16 protein-coding genes are annotated in these 19177 nt (G+C 33.1%); 7 read left to right on the forward strand and 9 right to left on the reverse strand.

All coding sequences use genetic code 11. From position 1 onward, the window contains the following. Positions 1-65: 65 nt before the first annotated feature. The 3 genes from EMTOL_RS17660 to EMTOL_RS17670 all read right to left on the reverse strand — a co-directional run bounded on the left by EMTOL_RS17660 (position 66) and on the right by EMTOL_RS17670 (position 2355). Positions 66-584, reverse strand: coding sequence for a shikimate kinase (locus EMTOL_RS17660; protein ID WP_015030683.1), 519 nt, complete (start codon positions 582-584; stop codon positions 66-68). 21 nt (positions 585-605) lie between these two features. Beyond that, positions 606-1715 (reverse strand): BT_3928 family protein, encoded by a 1110-nt coding sequence (locus EMTOL_RS17665; RefSeq protein WP_015030684.1) that lies wholly within the window; start codon positions 1713-1715, stop codon positions 606-608. 88 nt (positions 1716-1803) lie between these two features. Continuing rightward, positions 1804-2355: a DUF1599 domain-containing protein gene (locus EMTOL_RS17670; protein WP_015030685.1), complete on the reverse strand. Its 552-nt coding sequence runs from the start codon at positions 2353-2355 to the stop codon at positions 1804-1806. 168 nt (positions 2356-2523) lie between these two features. Between EMTOL_RS17670 and folP the strand changes: the two genes are divergently transcribed. Further along, on the forward strand, positions 2524-3375 hold the full coding sequence (folP, locus tag EMTOL_RS17675) for a dihydropteroate synthase (protein ID WP_015030686.1): 852 nt from the start codon (positions 2524-2526) through the stop codon (positions 3373-3375). Between the two features lie 15 nt (positions 3376-3390). Here the strand turns inward: folP and EMTOL_RS17680 are convergent, their stop codons facing one another. The 3 genes from EMTOL_RS17680 to EMTOL_RS17690 all read right to left on the reverse strand — a co-directional run bounded on the left by EMTOL_RS17680 (position 3391) and on the right by EMTOL_RS17690 (position 6547). Further along, positions 3391-4572 (reverse strand): glycosyltransferase family 4 protein, encoded by a 1182-nt coding sequence (locus EMTOL_RS17680; RefSeq protein WP_015030687.1) that lies wholly within the window; start codon positions 4570-4572, stop codon positions 3391-3393. A 102-nt stretch (positions 4573-4674) separates the two neighbouring features. Further along, positions 4675-5244, reverse strand: a complete 570-nt coding sequence (locus EMTOL_RS17685; protein ID WP_015030688.1) for a WcaF family extracellular polysaccharide biosynthesis acetyltransferase — start codon at positions 5242-5244, stop codon at positions 4675-4677. A gap of 46 nt (positions 5245-5290) precedes the next feature. Further along, positions 5291-6547 (reverse strand): prephenate dehydrogenase, encoded by a 1257-nt coding sequence (locus EMTOL_RS17690; protein WP_015030689.1) that lies wholly within the window; start codon positions 6545-6547, stop codon positions 5291-5293. Here EMTOL_RS17690 and EMTOL_RS17695 point away from each other — a divergent pair. After that, positions 6531-6977, forward strand: a complete 447-nt coding sequence (locus EMTOL_RS17695) for a DMT family protein (RefSeq protein ID WP_374755374.1) — start codon at positions 6531-6533, stop codon at positions 6975-6977. The two genes, EMTOL_RS17690 and EMTOL_RS17695, sit on opposite strands and share 17 nt — an antisense overlap. A gap of 65 nt (positions 6978-7042) precedes the next feature. Here EMTOL_RS17695 and EMTOL_RS17700 read toward each other — a convergent pair whose 3' ends face one another. Then, on the reverse strand, positions 7043-8347 hold the full coding sequence (locus EMTOL_RS17700; RefSeq protein ID WP_015030691.1) for an amidohydrolase family protein: 1305 nt from the start codon (positions 8345-8347) through the stop codon (positions 7043-7045). 149 nt (positions 8348-8496) lie between these two features. Here EMTOL_RS17700 and EMTOL_RS17705 point away from each other — a divergent pair, with 149 nt between their 5' ends. After that, positions 8497-9249 (forward strand): class I SAM-dependent DNA methyltransferase, encoded by a 753-nt coding sequence (locus EMTOL_RS17705; RefSeq protein WP_015030692.1) that lies wholly within the window; start codon positions 8497-8499, stop codon positions 9247-9249. Then, positions 9239-9727, forward strand: coding sequence for a GNAT family N-acetyltransferase (locus EMTOL_RS17710; RefSeq protein ID WP_015030693.1), 489 nt, complete (start codon positions 9239-9241; stop codon positions 9725-9727). Before EMTOL_RS17705 ends, EMTOL_RS17710 begins: the two co-directional genes overlap by 11 nt. Positions 9728-9776: 49 nt before the next feature. On the opposite strand, the gene EMTOL_RS17715 is transcribed toward EMTOL_RS17710, so the two are convergent. Then, complete coding sequence (locus EMTOL_RS17715) at positions 9777-12545, reverse strand: TonB-dependent receptor (protein WP_015030694.1); 2769 nt, start codon at positions 12543-12545, stop codon at positions 9777-9779. 305 nt (positions 12546-12850) lie between these two features. Next, positions 12851-15928, reverse strand: a complete 3078-nt coding sequence (locus tag EMTOL_RS17720; RefSeq protein ID WP_015030695.1) for an amidohydrolase family protein — start codon at positions 15926-15928, stop codon at positions 12851-12853. A gap of 233 nt (positions 15929-16161) precedes the next feature. On the opposite strand from EMTOL_RS17720, the gene EMTOL_RS17725 reads away from it, so the two are divergent. From EMTOL_RS17725 to EMTOL_RS17735, 3 genes are read left to right on the forward strand one after another with little or no spacing between them, the layout of a single operon-like run. Continuing rightward, on the forward strand, positions 16162-17175 hold the full coding sequence (locus EMTOL_RS17725; protein WP_015030696.1) for an aminodeoxychorismate synthase component I: 1014 nt from the start codon (positions 16162-16164) through the stop codon (positions 17173-17175). Further along, positions 17159-17773 carry an aminotransferase class IV gene (locus EMTOL_RS17730; protein WP_015030697.1) on the forward strand — a complete coding sequence of 205 codons (615 nt, stop codon included), beginning with the start codon at positions 17159-17161 and terminating at the stop codon, positions 17771-17773. The genes EMTOL_RS17725 and EMTOL_RS17730 overlap by 17 nt, the downstream gene beginning before the upstream one ends. Positions 17774-17775: 2 nt before the next feature. After that, positions 17776-18897: a flavin-containing monooxygenase gene (locus tag EMTOL_RS17735; protein ID WP_015030698.1), complete on the forward strand. Its 1122-nt coding sequence runs from the start codon at positions 17776-17778 to the stop codon at positions 18895-18897. Positions 18898-19177 lie beyond the last annotated feature (280 nt).

A 19177-nucleotide genomic window follows, 5' to 3' on the forward strand; every position in this document is an offset into this window, starting at 1 on the left:
TTATAGACGTGATTCTGCTAATCAAAAAAAAAGGAGGTATTTATTCCTAAACACCTCCTTAAAAATTATTTTCTTGAAAATTCTGCTTCTATTATCCAAAGAATACTGTCGGGATCGGTATCGCCTTCAACAGTTATATCCGCTTTCTGATAGGTTGAGAGGCGTTCATTATAAGTTTGTGAAATAGTGTCTAAAAGCGATTTACTTTCTAAATCAAATAATGGACGGTCATTTTTTTTAGAAACTTTCATTCTTTCGACTAACATTTCTGGTTTTACATCTAAGAAAATACTAATACCATTTTCTTTAATATAATCAAGGCCATCGTAATAGCATGGAGTGCCACCGCCAGTGGCTACAACCATTTTTGAATCCTTAATAATTTTTTTGAGTTGTTGGTTTTCAACTTTTCTGAAATATTCTTCGCCATTTAAGCTAAAAATTTCCGCGATTTTCTTGCCTTCTGCAATTTCGATTCTCAAGTCTAAGTCCACAAATTCGTATCCGAGACTTTTTGCGATTTGTCGGCCAAGTGTACTTTTACCCGACGAAGGCATTCCTATTAAAAAAATATTCGTGGTCATTCTCAAATCGATGCTTCTTTTTTATTTTAATGTTTCAGCTAATTCTTTTTTACTTGGAATACTATGATTACCCCATTTACCCTTGACTACTCCATTTTCTAACAAAATCACGCATGGATTTGTTCTGGCCATTGTTTTTAAAACTGTAGCATCTGCCGAAAAATATGGAGTAGTAATATGATTTGTAGTTTTAAATTTTTCATAGTCGGCTTGTATCACTGATGTCAAAATCATTGGTTGAACTCCAATTGATTCTGCTTCTTTGATAACCGATTTTAGGTTTATCACTTCCGCTTCATCAATTTGCTCAACATTTTTCAATATAACTAATAATTTTTTACCAGTAAAGCTAGAATCAGTATAATTATTACCTTGTGAATCGCTAATATTGTAATCAGTAATTTTAGGTTTAATTTTATCCTCATTTAGCGTAACCATAGATACATACTTATAGGTGAGTGTATCCATCAGAAATTCTTTTGCTACTATGGTTTCATTGGTTTTTTTGTTCAAGAAAGTAAATTCCATTATTGGTTTTACTCCCGTTGGCTTCATTTGTTCTGGAATACTTTTACCTACGGCATACGGTAAAAAATCAATAGGTGGCAAGTAGCGTATGGCATAAATACCTAATCCAAATGAAATAATAGTAGTTATGGCCATAAAGGTATGCAAATTTGATTCTTTATAACCACTTCTAAAAATAAAAATTACGAGTATTAGAACGGTTAAGAAAATATCTTTATTAAAAGAAGTCCAAGGTTTAAGCTTTAAAAAATCCCCGAAACAACCACAATCAGTTACTTTATTGAAGTATGCTGAATAGAAAGTTAAAAAGGTAAAAAATACGATAATTATTAAAAGTAACCATGAAGTATATTTCATGCGATAAGAAAGAAGCGTAGCAATCCCTAAAATAATTTCTAAAGCACAAAAAATTAGTGATAACGTAAGGGAGTTGTGAGCTAGAAACATAAAAACACCTTGCAAAGAAGGTAAATCTTGAGCAAAAACTTCGAAATATTCTTCTAGTTTAATGCCAGTACCAACAGGGTCTACAACTTTTACGAACCCTGAAAAAGTAAATATTACACCAACAATTATTCGAGCAATTTGTGCGAGTATTTTCATAAAATCAGTTGATTGAAATTGGATTTGTGGTTAATAGTCTAATCATTTCAATAAAATGTTAGTTTATAATCATTTTATTGTTTTATAATTATTGTTGTCCCTGAGCCTGTCCTAGCTTAATCATACAGAATACAGCATAGTTAATGATATCCTGATAACCAGCTTTAATACCTTCTGAAACTAAAGTTTTACCTTGATTATCTTCAATTTGTTTAATGCGGTATAATTTCATCAAAATAATATCTGTCATTGAACTTACTCGCATATCACGCCAAGCTTCACCATAATCATGATTCTTATTAAACAATAATTGCATTACCTCAGCAACTTGTTTATTATACATAGCTTGAAGTTTTTCAAAAGGTATTTCAACTTCAGAATTATTCACTAATTCAGCTTGAATTAAAGCCATTACACAGTAGTTGATTATACCAATGAACTCAGGAATTTCGCCTTCATCAACGCGGCTAAATCCTTTTTCTTGAATGGTTCGTATACGTTGTGCTTTAATAAATATTTGGTCTGTTATACTCGGTAATCGTAATATACGCCATGAAGTACCGTAGTCTTTATTTTTCTTTTCAAAAAGGTCTTGACAAATTTTTATGACTTGGCGATATTCTGTTTCTGTTTGGTTCATTGAGTTATGTAATTGCTGTCGCTTTGTGTTCGAAATTGTAATTTTGTTCAATTTAGAAAAAAGTAAGTCAAGTTCACAAGATTGAATTATCTTTGAATCAAGAAAATTAAATTAAGTAGATTGAGGCAATTTTTTTGCAAAACTAAAAAACTTCGCCACCATAAACAAATGACATTGATAAGTATTAAATTTCAGAATGATTCTAAGGCAGAGAATAAGTTGATAGATTTATCTAGCCCAAAGATAATGGGGATATTAAATATTACGCCCGACTCTTTTTTTGCTAAAAGTAGATACAATGCCGATATTGATTTACTAATAGAAAAAGCTGCTGAAATGCTTAAACAAGGTGCTACATTTATTGATATTGGAGGATATTCGACCCGTCCGAATGCCGCAGAGGTTTCAACCAACGAAGAAATTGATAGAGTTGTACCCGCCATTGAAGCAATTGTAAAAAACCTACCAGATGCAATACTATCAATAGATACTTTTAGAAGTAAAGTTGCTCAAGCAGCAATTCATGCTGGAGCAGCGATAATCAATGATATTGCGGGGGGGAATCTTGATGAATTTATGTTTAAAACAGTTGCAGAATTAAATGTTCCCTACATATTAATGCATAGTCGTGGGAATCCACAAACAATGAGTAGTTTAAATCAATACGATAATCTTACTTTAGAAATTATACATGAACTAAATGAAAAAGTTTTGCAGTTAAGATTATTAGGCGTAAAGGATATAATCATTGACCCTGGTTTTGGTTTTGCAAAAGATTCAAAACAGGGGTTCGAATTAATGAAAAACTTGAAAACATTTGATGTAATGAATATGCCCATTCTAGTGGGAATATCAAGAAAATCAATGATTTGGCGAACACTTGGTGTCTCTGCTGATGATGCCCTCAATGGCACAACGGCTTTGAATATGTATGCACTTACTCAAGGTGCTAAAATCCTACGAGTTCATGATGTTAAAGAGGCCAATGAAACACTGAAATTGTACGAGGAGCTTTGTTGACTCTTTTGATGAATTTTAGTTTGTACTCACCTCACTGAGTTTTAATTGTTCCTTCTTTGGAGTTTTATTGGCTGATGTTTTATCGGTTGTTGTTAGTTCTTCTTTCTTTAATTGAAGACGTCTGACTTCTAAAAAGTGTCCAGCAATAAAATAACAAGCCAATAGAATAACTATGAAAAAGCAGAGTTCAGTATTTGTAAAATAACTTCTTGCCAAGTAAGTAGTTACAGTAAAGAAAATTGTTGTAAAATATAAAACAAAGGAAGCCTGCATGTGAGAAAGATTGTTGTCTATCAACAAATGGTGCATGTGCAGGCGGTCGGCTTTAAACGGTGATTTTCCTCTCAAAATTCTAATTGAAAATACTCTAATTGTATCAAAAATTGGAATAATTAATATAACAACTGCTATAATTGGTGCACTAACAAATGATAAGTCAGCTTCCCAAGCATGCATGACATTTAAGTGAATAAATCTTACGGCAAGTACTGTGATTATATATCCAATAATCAATGAACCAGTATCTCCCATAAATATTTTTGAAGATTGAGAAAAGTTAAATCGCAGAAAACCTACTAAAGACCCAGCTAAGCACAATGCTAAACATGCCAAAGAATAATGGTGGTTGACTAAAAACCAAAGTCCAAATCCACTACTTGCAATCATTGCAATACCACCTGCTAAGCCATCAATGCCATCAATTAAATTAAAAGCATTAATCATGGCTACAAAGACAAAAATCGTGAGTAGGATACTTAAAATGTAAGGAATATGTCCAAGACCAAAAATTCCAAATAGGTCTGAAATTCTCAAATCACTTCCAATAACTACGATGGCTGATGCCAGAACTTGCACAATCATTTTCTTAGTTGGTGAAAGTGCATATAAGTCATCTTTAATTCCTAAAAAAAATAATATTACGGTCCCTGCAAAAACTTTGTGAATTAATATTCCTTCATCACCAAAATTCCAAATCATATAACCAATCAAAACACCAGCGAAAATTGCTACTCCACCAAAGGTAGGAGTAGGTGTTTTATGTGAGCTTCTTTTAACAGGATTATCCATTAATCCACGCAGACCGCTTATGTTTATGATGACAGGAATTGAACGCAAGTTTATGATCATTGCGATAATCGCTGAAATTAATATTTGTATTTGCTTATCAGGGATAAGAGATTCGAAAGTAGGAAACATCTGAGCAATGTTTAATATTTATTACTTCTAGTTAGTAATTACTATACAAATTAAATACTTTTTTTAATGTAAACACGAAAAAAATAAAATCTTTTTGGTGTTTTATTTATCTAATGGCATTTCCCTAATCCTGACTTTTTGAGCAGGATTACCTTGATAAATCGTGTAAGATTCTAATGATTTATTCGCTACAGAATTTACTGATAGTACTGCGTGTGAATGACAAGTTAAGCCCCCACAAACCACTGCTTTAGCTCCAATCCAAACACCTTCTTCAATAGTGATATCTTTTACAATAAGGTCAAAATTAGATTTGGAGTAGTCATGATTTCCTGATAGAAGTAACGCTCCTTGCGAAATACAAACATTATCTCCAATCACAACTTTGCCTAAATTATCAATCCAAACTTCTTCTCCAATCCAAACATAATTACCAATTGTTAAATTCCAAGGATATTTAATATTGACTTTGGGTTTGATTGTTATGTTTTTCCCAATATTTGCCCCAAAAAAAATGAGTAGTCGCCTTTTTATTGAAGATGGGATTAAGAGATAAGAATTGAAAAAAATTGCATTGGTCATGTACCACAGTAAAGAAGTTAATTTTCCTCTTGTTAAAGTTGATTGTTTATACCAATCATTATTGTATTTTGATAAATCTGTTTTATCCATTTAAGACGTTTAAATTTCAAAAGAGTTACATTTTTTTTAATTAGTTTTACGCATTTTGAAGTTTTGAAATCAAAAGACTACTTTTGGCTCTACCTTCTTCTAATCGGTCAGATAAGTAGGTTTTGGTGGCTTCAAAGTGTTTTCGGTAACTTTCTTTGTCCCCCATTTCTACTATATTAGCCCATTCATGAACTGCAGTATGAAATGCTAAGTCTTCGCCACGAATTGTTTTATCAAAAAGGGCTGCTTCGATAGTTTCTTCCAGTAAAGAATCATTCATAAATAAGTACTCAGCCATACCAACTCTGAGTTTAAATGGTGGGGTTTGGCAAATTAAATTTTTATAGGGATTTGTACCTAGTTTATGCCAAGTGTCAACCATAGCTAAAAGACTTAAATGAGAATTAGGCTTGTGTTCAAAATCTTGACTTAAGCTAAATTCACTCATAATTTTATCATCGAGCATTAAGTCTCCACTTTTATCTTTAAATACGGAATCTCGTGCCGAATAGATGCGTTTACGAAACTTTTTTTCATTTTCCTGAATCATCATTTCAAAAAGCTCGTTTTCAGCTTTAGCATAATTTCTTACATCTCTTTTGGCGTAAGGGTTTTGTAATGCTAAGCCCGAATATACATGGAATTTGTAGCTGTAAATCCTAAGGGTCATGAGTAACTTTACATTATCCAAGCCATTTGGGTGTAATGTGTTTTCCCAAGGATAAACCTTTCTGTGCATAAAGGCTGTTCCGATACTCTCAAAACCTATATGTGTAACTGCTTGAATATCAGCCATCATACGGTCATGAGCATGGAAATCCTCTAATTGATGTATGATTGAACCAATTACATGAAAAACCTTAAGTGACTCTTCAAAGGCTGTAATTGAAGCTCTGTGGTTTACTACAACTAATGTTTGTCCAACCGGATTTACGGCAGGCCCATAAAGTGCGTGACAGGTAACAATTTGAGCATCTTGTGGTAGATACTTTTCAAACGCAGCTATTTCAGGTGTTTTGACAGAGGTTTGTCCTGCAACGATTGCTCCATATTTGGTCGATGGTCCACATTGAGCGACTACCTTTTCAATGTTTTCAGCTTCAACAGAATAGAGTATAAAATCACATAATCTAGAAACTGCAATTCCGTCGTTGAGTATCTTTATTCCAAATGGACCTAACTCATTTTCGAGGATTTCACGGTTTTGAGGCAGGTCACAGCCAAAAACCTCTAAACCTGTATTTGCCCAAATCTTGGCAAACATTTTTCCCATATCCCCCAAACCAATGATTCCAATTTTCATAGATGCTCCTGCTCAAAAAAGAGTTACAATTCTAAAATTAATTACATTTGCAAAGATAATCAATTTGTTTTATTTAACACTTACCCAAATTTTACCATTAATTATGCGGACAATTTTATTGCTACTTGTTTCAAATACATTCATGACATTTGCATGGTATGGACATCTTAAGCGGCCTGATTTGCCGATTTGGAAGGCAATTTTGATAAGTTGGGGGATTGCATTTTTTGAATACCTTTTTATGGTTCCAGCAAATAAATTAGGGTATGGTCAGTTTAATGCATTTCAGTTGAAGACAATACAAGAAGCAATTACATTAGTTGTATTTGTAGTTTTTGCGGTATTTTACTTAAAAGAGCCTTTAAAATGGAACTACTTATTAGGTTTCTTTCTTGTATTTTTGGCTGTTTGGGTAGTTTTTAGAAAGTAAAACTTTAAGTATATTTATAAAAAAAGAGGTTGGGAATCCCCCAACCTCTTTTTTTATATGAAATTTTATTTTTCACTGATACCAAATTTATCGGCAAATTTTCTGTAAAGTCTTTTTTGCTTATCGTCAAGGTCGATTTTCTTTCCTCTAATGAAAGCATGACTAACTTTATTGGTTCTCATATCTAAGATATCACCTTCAGAAACGGCAATTGTAGCCAATTTACCTACTTCAAGTGAACCCACTTGTTTATCAATACCAAGTATTTGGGCATTGTTTAATGTTATTAACTTAAGAGCCTCCTCCTTGTCCAACCCAAAAGCTGCTGCAGTTCCAGCCACAAATGGTAAATTACGTGTTTTGTAGAATTCTTCAGTGTAGAAAAGTCCAGTTAATATTCCTGCATTAGCTAATTTTGCTGGTAATTTATAAGGATTCCAAACGCCTTCATCTGTTGTGTTAGGCAAACGATGAGTAGGGGAAACTATTACCGGAATGTTATTAGCTTTTAAGAAATCAATGGCCAATTCAGCCTCTTCTCCACCAACCACTACTATACTTTTAACTTTGTACTTTTGTGCCATTTGGCATGCTTCAATGATTTCTTTTCCATAGTTAGTACGAATAAACAATTTCTTTGAACCATCAAATAAACCCTTCATTGCCTCTAATTTTGCATTTTTAGGATTTGGATTTGAGATTTCACTGTATGCAAGGGCATCTGCGAAAAAAACTTGAAGTTCATTTTTTTGCTCAATATATTTATCGTTTTTCTTTACAACAAATTTAGCTTCTTCTGGACTAAACTGTCTGGCAATTAAGGTTGGATAATTTAACCAAACACCATCGTCTTTTTTCAATGCAGCATCTTCCCAGTTCCATCCATCATATTCCATGATTGAAGATGTACCAGAAATAACACCACCTTCTGGTGTTGTTTGTCCAATCAATACACCATTACCTCTAACCGTAGGGATAATTTCTGAATCTGTATTGTGAGCAATCAAGGAGCGAATATTTGGGTTAAATTGTCCAGTTTCAGCTTGGTCAAAAGTTGAACGAACTGAGCCAATTTCAACAAGCCCAACTAAAGCGGCAGGTGCAATAATGCCTGGATAAACAGATTTGCCAGATACATTGATTACTTCCGTAGAATTTTTATCAAAATTAGTATTTGCATCACCAATGGCTGTAATTATTCCTTTGTCAAAAACAACAGTTCCATTTGTAATAATTTTTCCATTTCCAACGTGAATAGTACCACCAACTAAAGCAATTGGTTTACTTTGCGGAGAAGCAGGAGCAGGGTTTTGAGCAAATACTCCAATATTTATTAAAAGTAAGCTGAGAAGTGATAAACGTTTTTTCATTGGGCAGGTTTTAGTTTGATGAACAAATTTTATGAAAAATAAGTGTATTTCCAAATATAGAATTTAATTCTTTCTAGTTTTTTAAAAGCTATTAATTAGTAAATTGAGAAAAATGTTTTACATTGGAAATTACTTTCAATAATACACTAATGAGTCAATTATACACAAATTTAGCAAAAGTCTATCATGAAATCTATCAAAAGCTCTTTGATTACGACCAAGAGTTTAAGTTTTACGATAAACATCTGAAAGAAAATGATGTAAGGTCTGTTTTAGAGATTGGTTGTGGAACAGGAAACTTAGCTAAAAGATTAATAAATGCTAAGTTTGATTATTTTGGAGTAGATTTATTTCAAGAGATGCTTGATATTGCAGCAACCAATGCACACAAAGAATATTTTTTACAAGCAGATGTTCGTTCAATGAAGCTTGATAAAACTTTTGATTGTGTAATTATTACAGGGAGAAGCATTAGTTACTTGACTGAAAATAAAGGAATTATTGAAGCACTCAAATGTATTAATAATTCTCTGAAAATGAATGGATTGCTTCTTTTTGATGCCATTGATGCAGAAAAAATGTTTCTTGATTTTAAAGAAATTCGAACTGATAAACTTGAAGTAGAGTTTGGGCAAAACAAGTATAAAAGAGTAAGTAAAAGCAAGAAAAATTTATCTTCAGGTTGGACTTGGGACTGGGAATCAATTTATTATCAAATGAATGATTATGGAATTTATGAAAAAATAGGAGAGGATTTCTCAACTTTGCGAGCATTTATTAAAGATGAATTAACATTATTTTTGAGAATGTGCGGTTTTGAATTAATTAGTATTCTTCCTAAAAAATCTTATGCTTGGGAAGATAATTTTTATATTGTAAGAAAGGTAGCTTATGATTTTTAGAAGATTTGATTTTGATAAAGATGCAGATGTAATATGGGAAATATTACATTTAGTTATAGAAAGTGGAGATACATTAGTTTTTGCTCCTGATTCGTCAAAGGAAAAAATGCTTAATTATTGGGGAGCCGATGATAAGTTCGCCTATATATGCGAAATCGAAAATGAAGTTGTCGGTACATTTTATATAAAAGCAAATCAACCAGATTTGGGCTCACATGTGGCAAATGCAGGTTATTTAGTGCATCCAATGCATAGAGGAAAAGGTATTGCTGAGGCAATGTGTAGGTTTTCGCTTGAAGAAGCTAAAAGGCTAGATTTTAAAGCTATGCAATTTAATATTGTGATTAGTACGAATGAGGTAGCCGTTAGACTTTGGCAAAAGTGTGGTTTTGAAATTGTAGGTCGTATTCCAAAAGCATTTAAACATCAAAAATTAGGCTTAGTTGATGCATTTGTAATGTATCAATGGTTAGAATAAAAAAGACTTCGAATATTCGAAGTCTTTTTGTATTTCCTTAAATTTCTAATTAGAATTTGATAGTAATATTTGCATTGAAAACTGTTCCTAATTGGCTGAATTGTGAGCCGTTATAACCTAAAATGTCATAACGTCCACTAAAGCCTAAGAAACCTCTCAATAATGATTTTGCTTGAGCATCTTTCAATACACTTTCTCCTTTTGAATTCAAAGCAACTAAATCCCACTTTGGTAATACATTAAATAGGTTATTAGCGTTTAAAGTCATCGAAACTTTATTGTTAAATGAGTAGCCAATGCTTAAATCAGTTACAACGGCTGGTTTAAATTCTGCTTTGATATTTTCCATATCACTTCCGCCATTATCTAAATCTTGGAAGGCAGTTGGACCAAATAATGTATTAGTCAAATTAAAGAACCATTTATTTAACTGGTAGTCAAATCCAAGAATGGCTTTATATTTTGGTCGGCTTTCTGTTAGTAATGATTTAATTTGGGTATTTAAGATGCTTGAACCTGCTGCTTTAATGGCTGCTGGTTCTTGTGGAGTACCAACAATTTTATTTTGTAGCATCACATTTCCAGCAAGGTTAATACCTAACTTGCCTGAACCCAAAGCAATATTTCTGTATGAAATTACATAGTCTAAACCAGAGGTTTTAGTTTGAATTCCATTAATGAAGAATTGTACAGTACGAACTCCAGCTTGTGAAAGAATTTTTCCTAAAGTAGAGTTGGCATCAGCTGATGATATAGATGAACTATATACAATTCTATCTTTAACTCCAATATTGAAATAATCTAAAGTAATGCTAAAGTTTTTTGTAGGATTGATTGCTACACCTATCGTGAAGTTGGTTGATTTTTCAGGCTTCAAAGCGGGAATTCCCAAAAGTCTTGCTTGCGTACTGCGGTTATTGAATAATCCTGAAAGTTGTATAGTTCCACCAACAAATGCTGCTTGTGTTGATTGAGCATATATTTGGTGAAGTGTTGGTGCTCTAAACCCAGTAGATGCCGAGCCCCTTAGGATAATTTTATCATCAGCAAGTTTATATCTAGATGAAAGTTTCCAAACGGTAGCATTGCCAAAATCACTATATTTTTCTGAGCGAATTGTTCCATTAATTAAGAAATCTTTGGTCAAATCATAACTTAGGTCTAGGTAGCCACCAATGTTAAAGCGTTTATTGGTTCCAGCATTTTCTTTATTGATGCCAGGGAAAGAGTTGGCTCCTTCGCCTTCATAAGATTTTTCATCACCAGCAACAATAGTATATGCTTCCGAACGAGCCTCCATACCCAGAGCGATGCCTAATTTTTCTGACACTTGTTTAGAAATATCAATATTTCCTACAATATGACTGAAACCATAACCACCAGGCTTGAATCTTGTTGGAGATGATGTGCCTAAAGTTCTATTGACAGTGTTATCGACGGTATAATCTTGCGTATTTCCACCAACAGTTAAACTTGCATCGTGCTTCCACCCACCGTGTTCTCCTTTAGCTCCAACTGTCGCATTGTAATCAAGAAGGTTACCTTCAAATGTTGGTACATATCCTATATAGCCTTTGTAAATATTTACATCGTCCTCAGGAAATGCTAGTGTTTCTTTAGTAAGATAGTTTTTCCCACCGTTATCAGTCACACTATGTAATAATCCTCTATCTTGACGCCAATATGGAGTTCGATAGTTTGCAAAGCTCAAAACTCTTTTGGTAACCATTGCGGCATTAGCATAAAGTTCATTATTATTTCCTAAAGGAACGGTTCCATTGATTAAAAATTTAGCTGCAGTTGTTGCACCAGTACCATTGATATTTCCTGCGGTAGGGTAGTCTTTTAAGTAGTTGGTGATAAGTGCATCTTGTGCTGGACTACCACCAAATGTGGCAAGTTCAGTTGCTAAATCAACCTTACCCGAACGAACAGCACTATTTGATTGTGATAAGTTTACAGTATAATTGATTGAACCACCTTTGGCAAAATTAGCTCCACTATTAAGGGCTAAGCTATACATTCCACCATCTCCTTTAGAGGTTACTCCTGAATTGATATTAAGAGAAGTATACTCGTATTTATCTTTTAATATTACGTTCATTACCCCTGCAATTGCATCAGAACCGTATTGTGCAGATGCTCCATCACGAAGAATTTCCACTCTTTTAATTGCTTCTTGTGGAATGGCCGAAAGGTCAACCCCAGTTTCACCACGACCTGGTGAAAACTGTACATAGAGTAATGAGCTTAAATTTTTACGTTTGCCGTTAACTAAAATTAATGTACGGCTTGGACCCATATTTCTTATTTCATAAGGGTCTAGTAGAGTTGTCGCATCATTAACTGGTGTATTAACCGTGTTGAATGATGGTACACGATATTGAAGTGCCTTATCAAAGGTTGGTTGCCCAGTTGTTTTGAGTTCATTTGATGAAAGAATATCAATCGGTAAAGGCGAATCTACTATTGACCTTTGTGTTGCACGGCTTCCTACAACTACTACTTCATTTAATGACTTTTCATCATTTTTTAAAGTTATGTCAATAGTTGAATTATTTCCTACGGGGATTTCTTGTGCAACAACTCCTACTGCAGAAAATTGTAGAATATCATTGTTATTAGCACCAATTGAATATTTACCATCTATATCAGTTGTAGTACCTTTTGTACCACCTTTGATTTTAATGGTTACTCCAGGAAGAGCGGCTCCTGTACCATCTTTAACTGTTCCGGAGATTGTGCGAGATTGTGCGAAAAGGTCAATGCTTAGAAACAGCAAACCCATTAACACTGAGTAAGTGAAACGATTCATCATAAATTATAAGTTTTTATTTGGTTTTTGTTAAGATTAACAGCCACTAAGTTAAATTTATTATTCTATTAAATCCAAATATTCGGAATAAAATTTTACCGATATTAAATAATGCAGAAGAAAATAATGGCATTTATGGAGATTTCGTTATTAATACCTGTTTCATTATTAATAAATTTTAATAATAAGTATTATTGCTTAGTAAATTTTGAATATATGATTAAAATAATAAATAATTGTCTAAAACACACTTAAAACAAAAAAGGCCTCGATTTTCATCAAGGCCTTTTTTGTTTTTATAATTAAAATTACTCAGTTCCTTTAAAAAGATTAGCTCCAAAGATGCGTCCACCAGATGCACATCTGCTACAATCTTCAGTGTCGCCCATTTCAAGAATAGTATCGCAGTGAATATGTTGATTTCTGCGTGGCATAGCTCTTTGAGTTGGATTTCCAGATGCTTTTTCGGCTAACATTTTCAACATAATTCTGTTTCTTTCTTTCGCTACGCTTTGTTGCATTTGTTCATCTTTCTCTGCATCGAAATAAACGGTTCCGTCAATTATTGTTTTTTCTGGACGGGCATATATTGAAAGTGGATTGTTATTCCAAAGAACCACATCGGCATCTTTACCAACTTTAATACTTCCCAAACGATTATCAAGATGTAACATCTTTGCTGGATTCAAAGTAACCATTTTCCAAGCTTCTTCTTCACTCATTCCACCATAAAGTACTGTTTTTGCTGCTTCTTGGTTTAATCTTCTTGCCATTTCTGCATCATCTGAATTAATAGCAGTAGTTACGCCAACTTTTGTTAAGATTGCAGCATTGTGAGGAATGGCTTCTTTTACTTCCATTTTATATGCCCACCAGTCAGAAAATGTGGAAGCATTTACGCCATGTTCTTTCATTTTGTCAGCTACTTTATAGCCTTCTAAGATATGCGTATACGTATTGATATTGAAATTGAAAGACTCAGCAACTTTCATTAACATGTTAATTTCTGATTGAACATAAGAGTGACACGTAATGAAACGCTTCTTATTCAAGATTTCAACCAAAGCATCTAATTCAATATCTCTTCTTGGAGGCGTTACTCCAGTTTTATTTGTTAGTGCGTTATATTCTTTCCATGCTTTTTCATACTCTTTGGCACGTTGGAAAGCATCTACATAAACTTGTTCCACTCCCATTCTTGTTTGAGGGAATCGGCCTGATGGTGATGGATTGTTTCCATTTTTTACGTTTTCACCCAAAGCAAACTTAATAAAACCATCAGCACCCTTAATCAATAAATTATTAGGATTTTCACCCCATTTTAATTTGATGAGGGCAGATTGGCCGCCAATACAGTCGGCAGAACCATGTAATAATTGCGAAGAAGTTACCCCGCCAGCTAATTGACGGTAAATATTAATGTCATCAGAGTTAACTGCATCTTCTTGACGAACCTCTGAAGAAACGGTTTGTACCTCGTTGATTGAGAATAGGGCAATGTGTGAATGCTCGTCAAAAATTCCATTGGTTAAATGTTTTCCTGTCCCATCAATTGTTTTAGCACCAGTCGGAGCAGTTAAGTTTTTACCAACTTGAGCAATTTTACCATTTTGTAATAAGACGTCGGTATTTTGAACAATTCCCTCTTTTTCATTGGTCCAAACAGTAGCGTTTTTAATCAACATGGTTTCTTGCTGAGGTTTTTGCTCGCTACCAAAGGCAGTAAAAGGATATAGGACTTTACCAATTTGAGGTGTTTTTGCTTTTGTCGTATCTTTTTTAGCAACATCAGCTTTAGGGGCTTCTTTATAAATCGCTTCCCATTTAACTTGTTTGCCATCTCCCAAAATTGCGTCTCCCTTGATATTTTTTCCATCGTAGTAGCCACTTAAACGTGCTTCATTAGCATCTTTTTTATCAAGTTTGGTAGTGATAGTCAATAAATCACTTATACGGCTAACTTTTGGAGTAGTTTTTACAGTATCGTTTGTAATGAATTGATAATCAGGTTTGTCAATTTTACCCGTGATATTTAATTTAAAATTCTTATCATCAACTTTTACTTCATAGTTTCCTCTGATATCAGTTACATTCATATCGCTGAGTATGTATCTTTTTCCTTGAACCCAGTTTTCATAAATGACATTGTCTTTACTAAAAAGGTTATCAGAAGTGATAATAAAGTTGGCTAACATACCTTTTTTCAAACTTCCAACCATATTATCAATTTTTAATAATTTAGCAGGAGTAGAAGTTAAAGCTTCTAATGCTTTGTTTTCAGGCAGACCGTGTTCGATAGCTTTACGAAGATTATTCCAAAATTCAGTTTTATTTCTTAAACCGTTTGTTGTGAAAGCAAAATTTACACCTGCTTTCGACAAAATACTTGCATTTGCGGGAGCCATTTCCCAATGTTTCATTTCGGTTAGACTCACCATTGCTGCATCAAATGGGTCTTCTACATCATAAGCAGTAGGGAAACTGAGTGGAATAATCAATGGGTTTCCATTAGCTTTGATTTCGTCAACTCTTTGGTACTCATCTCCTGCACCTTTGATGATATATTGAATACCAAACTCTTTACCAATTTTATCAGCTCTTAAAACTGCTAATTTGTCAGTCGCTTCATAAACTTGGGGTAGAGCTTGCATTTCATTAAAGGCATCTAATGACAGGTTTCTTTCTTGCAATTTTCCTCCTTTTTTATACCATTCTGCATCATAATATGTTTGTCGGAGCAAAGCCACCGCACCCATTAATGAAACTGGGTATGTTTGTGTCGAACTACCTTTATTTAATGAAAAATGAGCTGATGCTTTACCTTTTAGTAATACATTGTTTTCTTTATCTTCTGCAAGAGAAACAAAAGCTGAGGTGCCTCTTACAATTCCATCAGCTACGTGCACAACGGCACTTCCGAAGCCAATTTTACGCATTTCATCGGCCTTAGCGGCATTTACTTTAAATTCTGCCGTAGCATCAACTTCAGGTCTTACCGCTTGATTCCAATCGAAAGCACCTTTCTTATTTGATTCTAATTGTATTGCTCCACCGAATCCTCGGCCGCCGCCTTGGCGTTGGATTTCGGGCATTCCGTAATCAGAATAAATATCTACTAGTGAAGGGTAAATTCTTTTGCCTTTTAAATCATATACTACTGTACCTTTTGGAACTTGTAATTCTTTTCCAACTGATTCAATCATGCCGTTTTTGATGTAAATCATGGCATTATCTAGGACAGTTTGTGCATCAACTACAATTGTGGCATTTTTGAAAGCATACTGAGATGGCCTTTCGTCATAAACACCATTACGTTGAAAAGTGACTTGTGAAAAAACTGAACCAGAGATGAAGGCAACAAAAAGAAAAGTAAGGAGTCTTCTCATGGATAGGTTTAGATGTTTGATGAATGAATGATATTGCGAATTTGATAAATTTTAAACAATAAACAAAACTATTACAATTTTTATATTAAGAATAGCCGAATAAGTAGAAATCAATAGCATAAGGGGTATTTTAATCGACAAAGCCACCAATAATTCTTTTCAATGATTTTAATAAATTTGAACTAAAATTAAATAAAATTGGGTTTCTGAATATTGAATAAATTCGACTTGTAGTGAAAATTTATAAAAAGGAAGGGGCAATTACTAAAATTAACAACTTAACTTCTACATCCACACCGTTTTTAATATTAACTGATTTTGAAGGAAATCGTAGTATTATTAAAAGATTAGATAAGGTTGATGTAAGTGATATAAAATATAAATTTGGAGAAGTTTCAAATTTTAACTTTAGCACAAACTATAATAGATTCAATGGAATTGAGAAAAAGTGCATTGATTTTGAATTGTATCAGAAGGCTTTTGATGTAGTAATCTCTAATATTAAAGAGGGAAACTCATTTTTGACAAATCTTACTTGTGCATCTCGCATAAAAACAAATCTAAGTTTAGAGGAAATCTTTATTATAAGTAATGCTAAGTTTAAAATTTGGGTCAAGGGATTTGAGCATTTTAATGAATTTGTTTGTTTCTCACCCGAAATTTTTGTTAAAATTAATACAGAAGGCATTATTTCGTCTTTTCCAATGAAAGGAACAATTGATGCAAAAATTGAAAATGCCGAAAGCGTGATTTTAGAGGATGAAAAAGAATTTTTTGAACATACCACCATCGTTGACTTAATAAGAAACGACATTAGTAAAATTGCAGAAAAGGTGTGGGTTGAAAAGTTTCGGTATATTGATAAAATAAAGACGTTAGAAGGTGAATTACTGCAAGTTAGTTCACAAGTTTGTGGTAAATTAGACCCTTTTTGGAAAAATAAATTTGGTGATATACTTTTTTCAATGCTTCCTGCTGGTTCTATTTCTGGAGCTCCGAAAGATAAAACCGTAGAAATTATCAAAAAAGCTGAAAAATATACTTATAATGGCCTAAATAGAAATTTTTACACAGGTATTTGCGGTATTTTTGATGGTGAAACTTTTAATTCAAGTGTAATGATTCGTTTCATTGAAAATACCCCTCAAGGTTTATTTTACAAGAGCGGTGGTGGAATTACTGCGAAAAGTATGGTAGAAAAAGAATACCAAGAAATGATTCAAAAAATATATGTCCCTACTATTTGAAACAATCAAATGCCAAAATCGGCGTTTGGCTAACATTGATTATCACAATGAAAGAGCAATTCGCTCATTAAAAAAAGTATTTGGGATTGATAAGAAAATTGATTTTGCTGAAACTGTTGAAATTCCAGATTGGGTAGGAGAGGGGTTATATCGTTGTAGAGTGAGTTATGATGAGGAAATTAGTAAAGTTGAATTTTTTAGTTATCAATATAAAGTACATAGATTGATAAAGTTAGTTGAAAATCCTGCTATTGAATATCCTTTAAAATATGAAGACCGAAGTGTATTTCATAAATTACTAAGTGAAAATGAAGGTTTTGATGAAGTGATTATTATAAAGAATGATTGCTTGACTGATACGACTTACACTAATTTGGCATTTTTTGATGGAGTTAAATGGTTTACGCCAAGTACATATTTACTTGAAGGAACCCAAAGGACGTATTTATTAAATGAGAAGCAAATTGATGAAGAAGAAATTAAAGTAAAAGATTTGACTAAATTTAAACGAATTGCCCTTATCAATGCCATGAGGGGACTTAGTTTGAATTTTCCCTTTGAATTGACCCAAAATATTATCTCGATAAAAAATTCTTAATAATGGTTCATAAAAATATAATTATAGGTGCAGGCCCCTCTGGCTTGGCAATGGCTGGACAGTTTAGCAAAAATGAAGTTCCATATATAATCATTGAAAAATCTACCAACGTTGGTAATGAATGGAGAAATCATTATGACCGTTTGAAGCTACATACGGATAAGATTTATTCCTCGTTACCATATTTACCATTTCCTGCCGAATATCCAACTTTTGTACCTAAGGCAGAATATATTCAATATCTAGAATCTTATATTAAGCATTTCAACATCAATCCAATCTACGGAGAAGAAGTACTTGATATTTCAAAAAATAATGAAATTTGGGAGGTTAAAACCCAAAATAATACCTTTTTATCCGAAAATGTTGTTGTTGCCACTGGTTATAATCGTGTTCCTAAAATCCCTCATTTTATTAACGATTATCTTTTTGAAGGAGAAAAGATTCATTCATGTAAATACAAGAATGGACTTCCTTACAAAGATAAAAAAGTGTTGGTTGTTGGCTATGGAAATTCAGGTGCTGAGATTGCTTTAGACCTGTGCGAAAGTAAAGCAAAAACCTATGTTTCGATTAGAAATCCAGTAAATATTGTCAAAAGAGAGTTTTTGGGGCGTTCAACGCAAGGACTTGCCATTTTTTTGACTCAGTTTGGGAACTCCGTCTATGATTTTATTTCAAACATTTTTAAGAAAATCTCAACTGGTTCTTTAAAGCAGACAGGTATTCCAATTTCTCCATTAGCACCTTCTGAACAATTACGCAAACAAGGCAAAGTGCCTGTAATTGATGTTGGTACTCTAGAGCAAATAAAACAGAAAAAAATAATGGTAATGCCTGACATTCGAGAATTTACGCATGATTCGATAATTTTTGTAAATGGCCAACAAGAGAAATTCGATGCAGTTGTATTAGCAACAGGGTATCATGCTCATCTTGAAAAAATTATCAAAAATATTGCTCCAGTTTTGAACGAAAGGGCGTATCCAAAACAAATGTGGTTTGATGAAGAAACTTATAAAGGTTTATATTTTATTGGTTTCAATTTACCACTAACCGGAATTTTGCGAGATATTAATATCAGTTCAGAAAAGATATTAGGTAAGATAATGACTCAAGGATAAGAGAGACTAAATATTTATTATTGTATGATTTACAAATAAATTAATTTTAAGTAAAATAGGTTACTTAAAATTAAATAATATCTATTTTAGAAGGTTTACTAGGTAATTTGTTGGTTCATACGTCATTAAATTCAGTATTGATGAAGTTTTCAAGCAATACAAGCAAACTTGACTTTGTTCAAGCAATTTATATCAAAGTCAAGTTTGCTAACTGAAATTCACTCATTAATTATATTCACAGGGTTGCATTAATCACTATTAGTAAAGTTTTATGAGAATT

This window comes from Emticicia oligotrophica DSM 17448, assembly GCF_000263195.1.
Lineage (GTDB): Bacteria > Bacteroidota > Bacteroidia > Cytophagales > Spirosomataceae > Emticicia > Emticicia oligotrophica.

Bases quoted from the DNA above. Each gene is read 5' to 3' on its own strand.
- folP (WP_015030686.1), top strand. From the start codon at position 2,524: ATGACATTGATAAGTATTAAATTTCAGAATGATTCTAAGGCAGAGAAT.
- EMTOL_RS17710 (WP_015030693.1), top strand. From the start codon at position 9,239: ATGATTTTTAGAAGATTTGATTTTGATAAAGATGCAGATGTAATATGG.
- EMTOL_RS17715 (WP_015030694.1), bottom strand. From the start codon at position 12,545: ATGATGAATCGTTTCACTTACTCAGTGTTAATGGGTTTGCTGTTTCTA.
- EMTOL_RS17690 (WP_015030689.1), bottom strand. From the start codon at position 6,547: ATGAAAATTGGAATCATTGGTTTGGGGGATATGGGAAAAATGTTTGCC.
- EMTOL_RS17680 (WP_015030687.1), bottom strand. From the start codon at position 4,572: ATGTTTCCTACTTTCGAATCTCTTATCCCTGATAAGCAAATACAAATA.
- EMTOL_RS17685 (WP_015030688.1), bottom strand. From the start codon at position 5,244: ATGGATAAAACAGATTTATCAAAATACAATAATGATTGGTATAAACAA.
- EMTOL_RS17695 (WP_374755374.1), top strand. From the start codon at position 6,531: ATGATTCCAATTTTCATAGATGCTCCTGCTCAAAAAAGAGTTACAATT.
- EMTOL_RS17665 (WP_015030684.1), bottom strand. From the start codon at position 1,715: ATGAAAATACTCGCACAAATTGCTCGAATAATTGTTGGTGTAATATTT.
- EMTOL_RS17730 (WP_015030697.1), top strand. From the start codon at position 17,159: ATGTCCCTACTATTTGAAACAATCAAATGCCAAAATCGGCGTTTGGCT.
- EMTOL_RS17660 (WP_015030683.1), bottom strand. From the start codon at position 584: ATGACCACGAATATTTTTTTAATAGGAATGCCTTCGTCGGGTAAAAGT.
- EMTOL_RS17700 (WP_015030691.1), bottom strand. From the start codon at position 8,347: ATGAAAAAACGTTTATCACTTCTCAGCTTACTTTTAATAAATATTGGA.
- EMTOL_RS17705 (WP_015030692.1), top strand. From the start codon at position 8,497: ATGAGTCAATTATACACAAATTTAGCAAAAGTCTATCATGAAATCTAT.
- EMTOL_RS17720 (WP_015030695.1), bottom strand. From the start codon at position 15,928: ATGAGAAGACTCCTTACTTTTCTTTTTGTTGCCTTCATCTCTGGTTCA.
- EMTOL_RS17735 (WP_015030698.1), top strand. From the start codon at position 17,776: ATGGTTCATAAAAATATAATTATAGGTGCAGGCCCCTCTGGCTTGGCA.
- EMTOL_RS17670 (WP_015030685.1), bottom strand. From the start codon at position 2,355: ATGAACCAAACAGAAACAGAATATCGCCAAGTCATAAAAATTTGTCAA.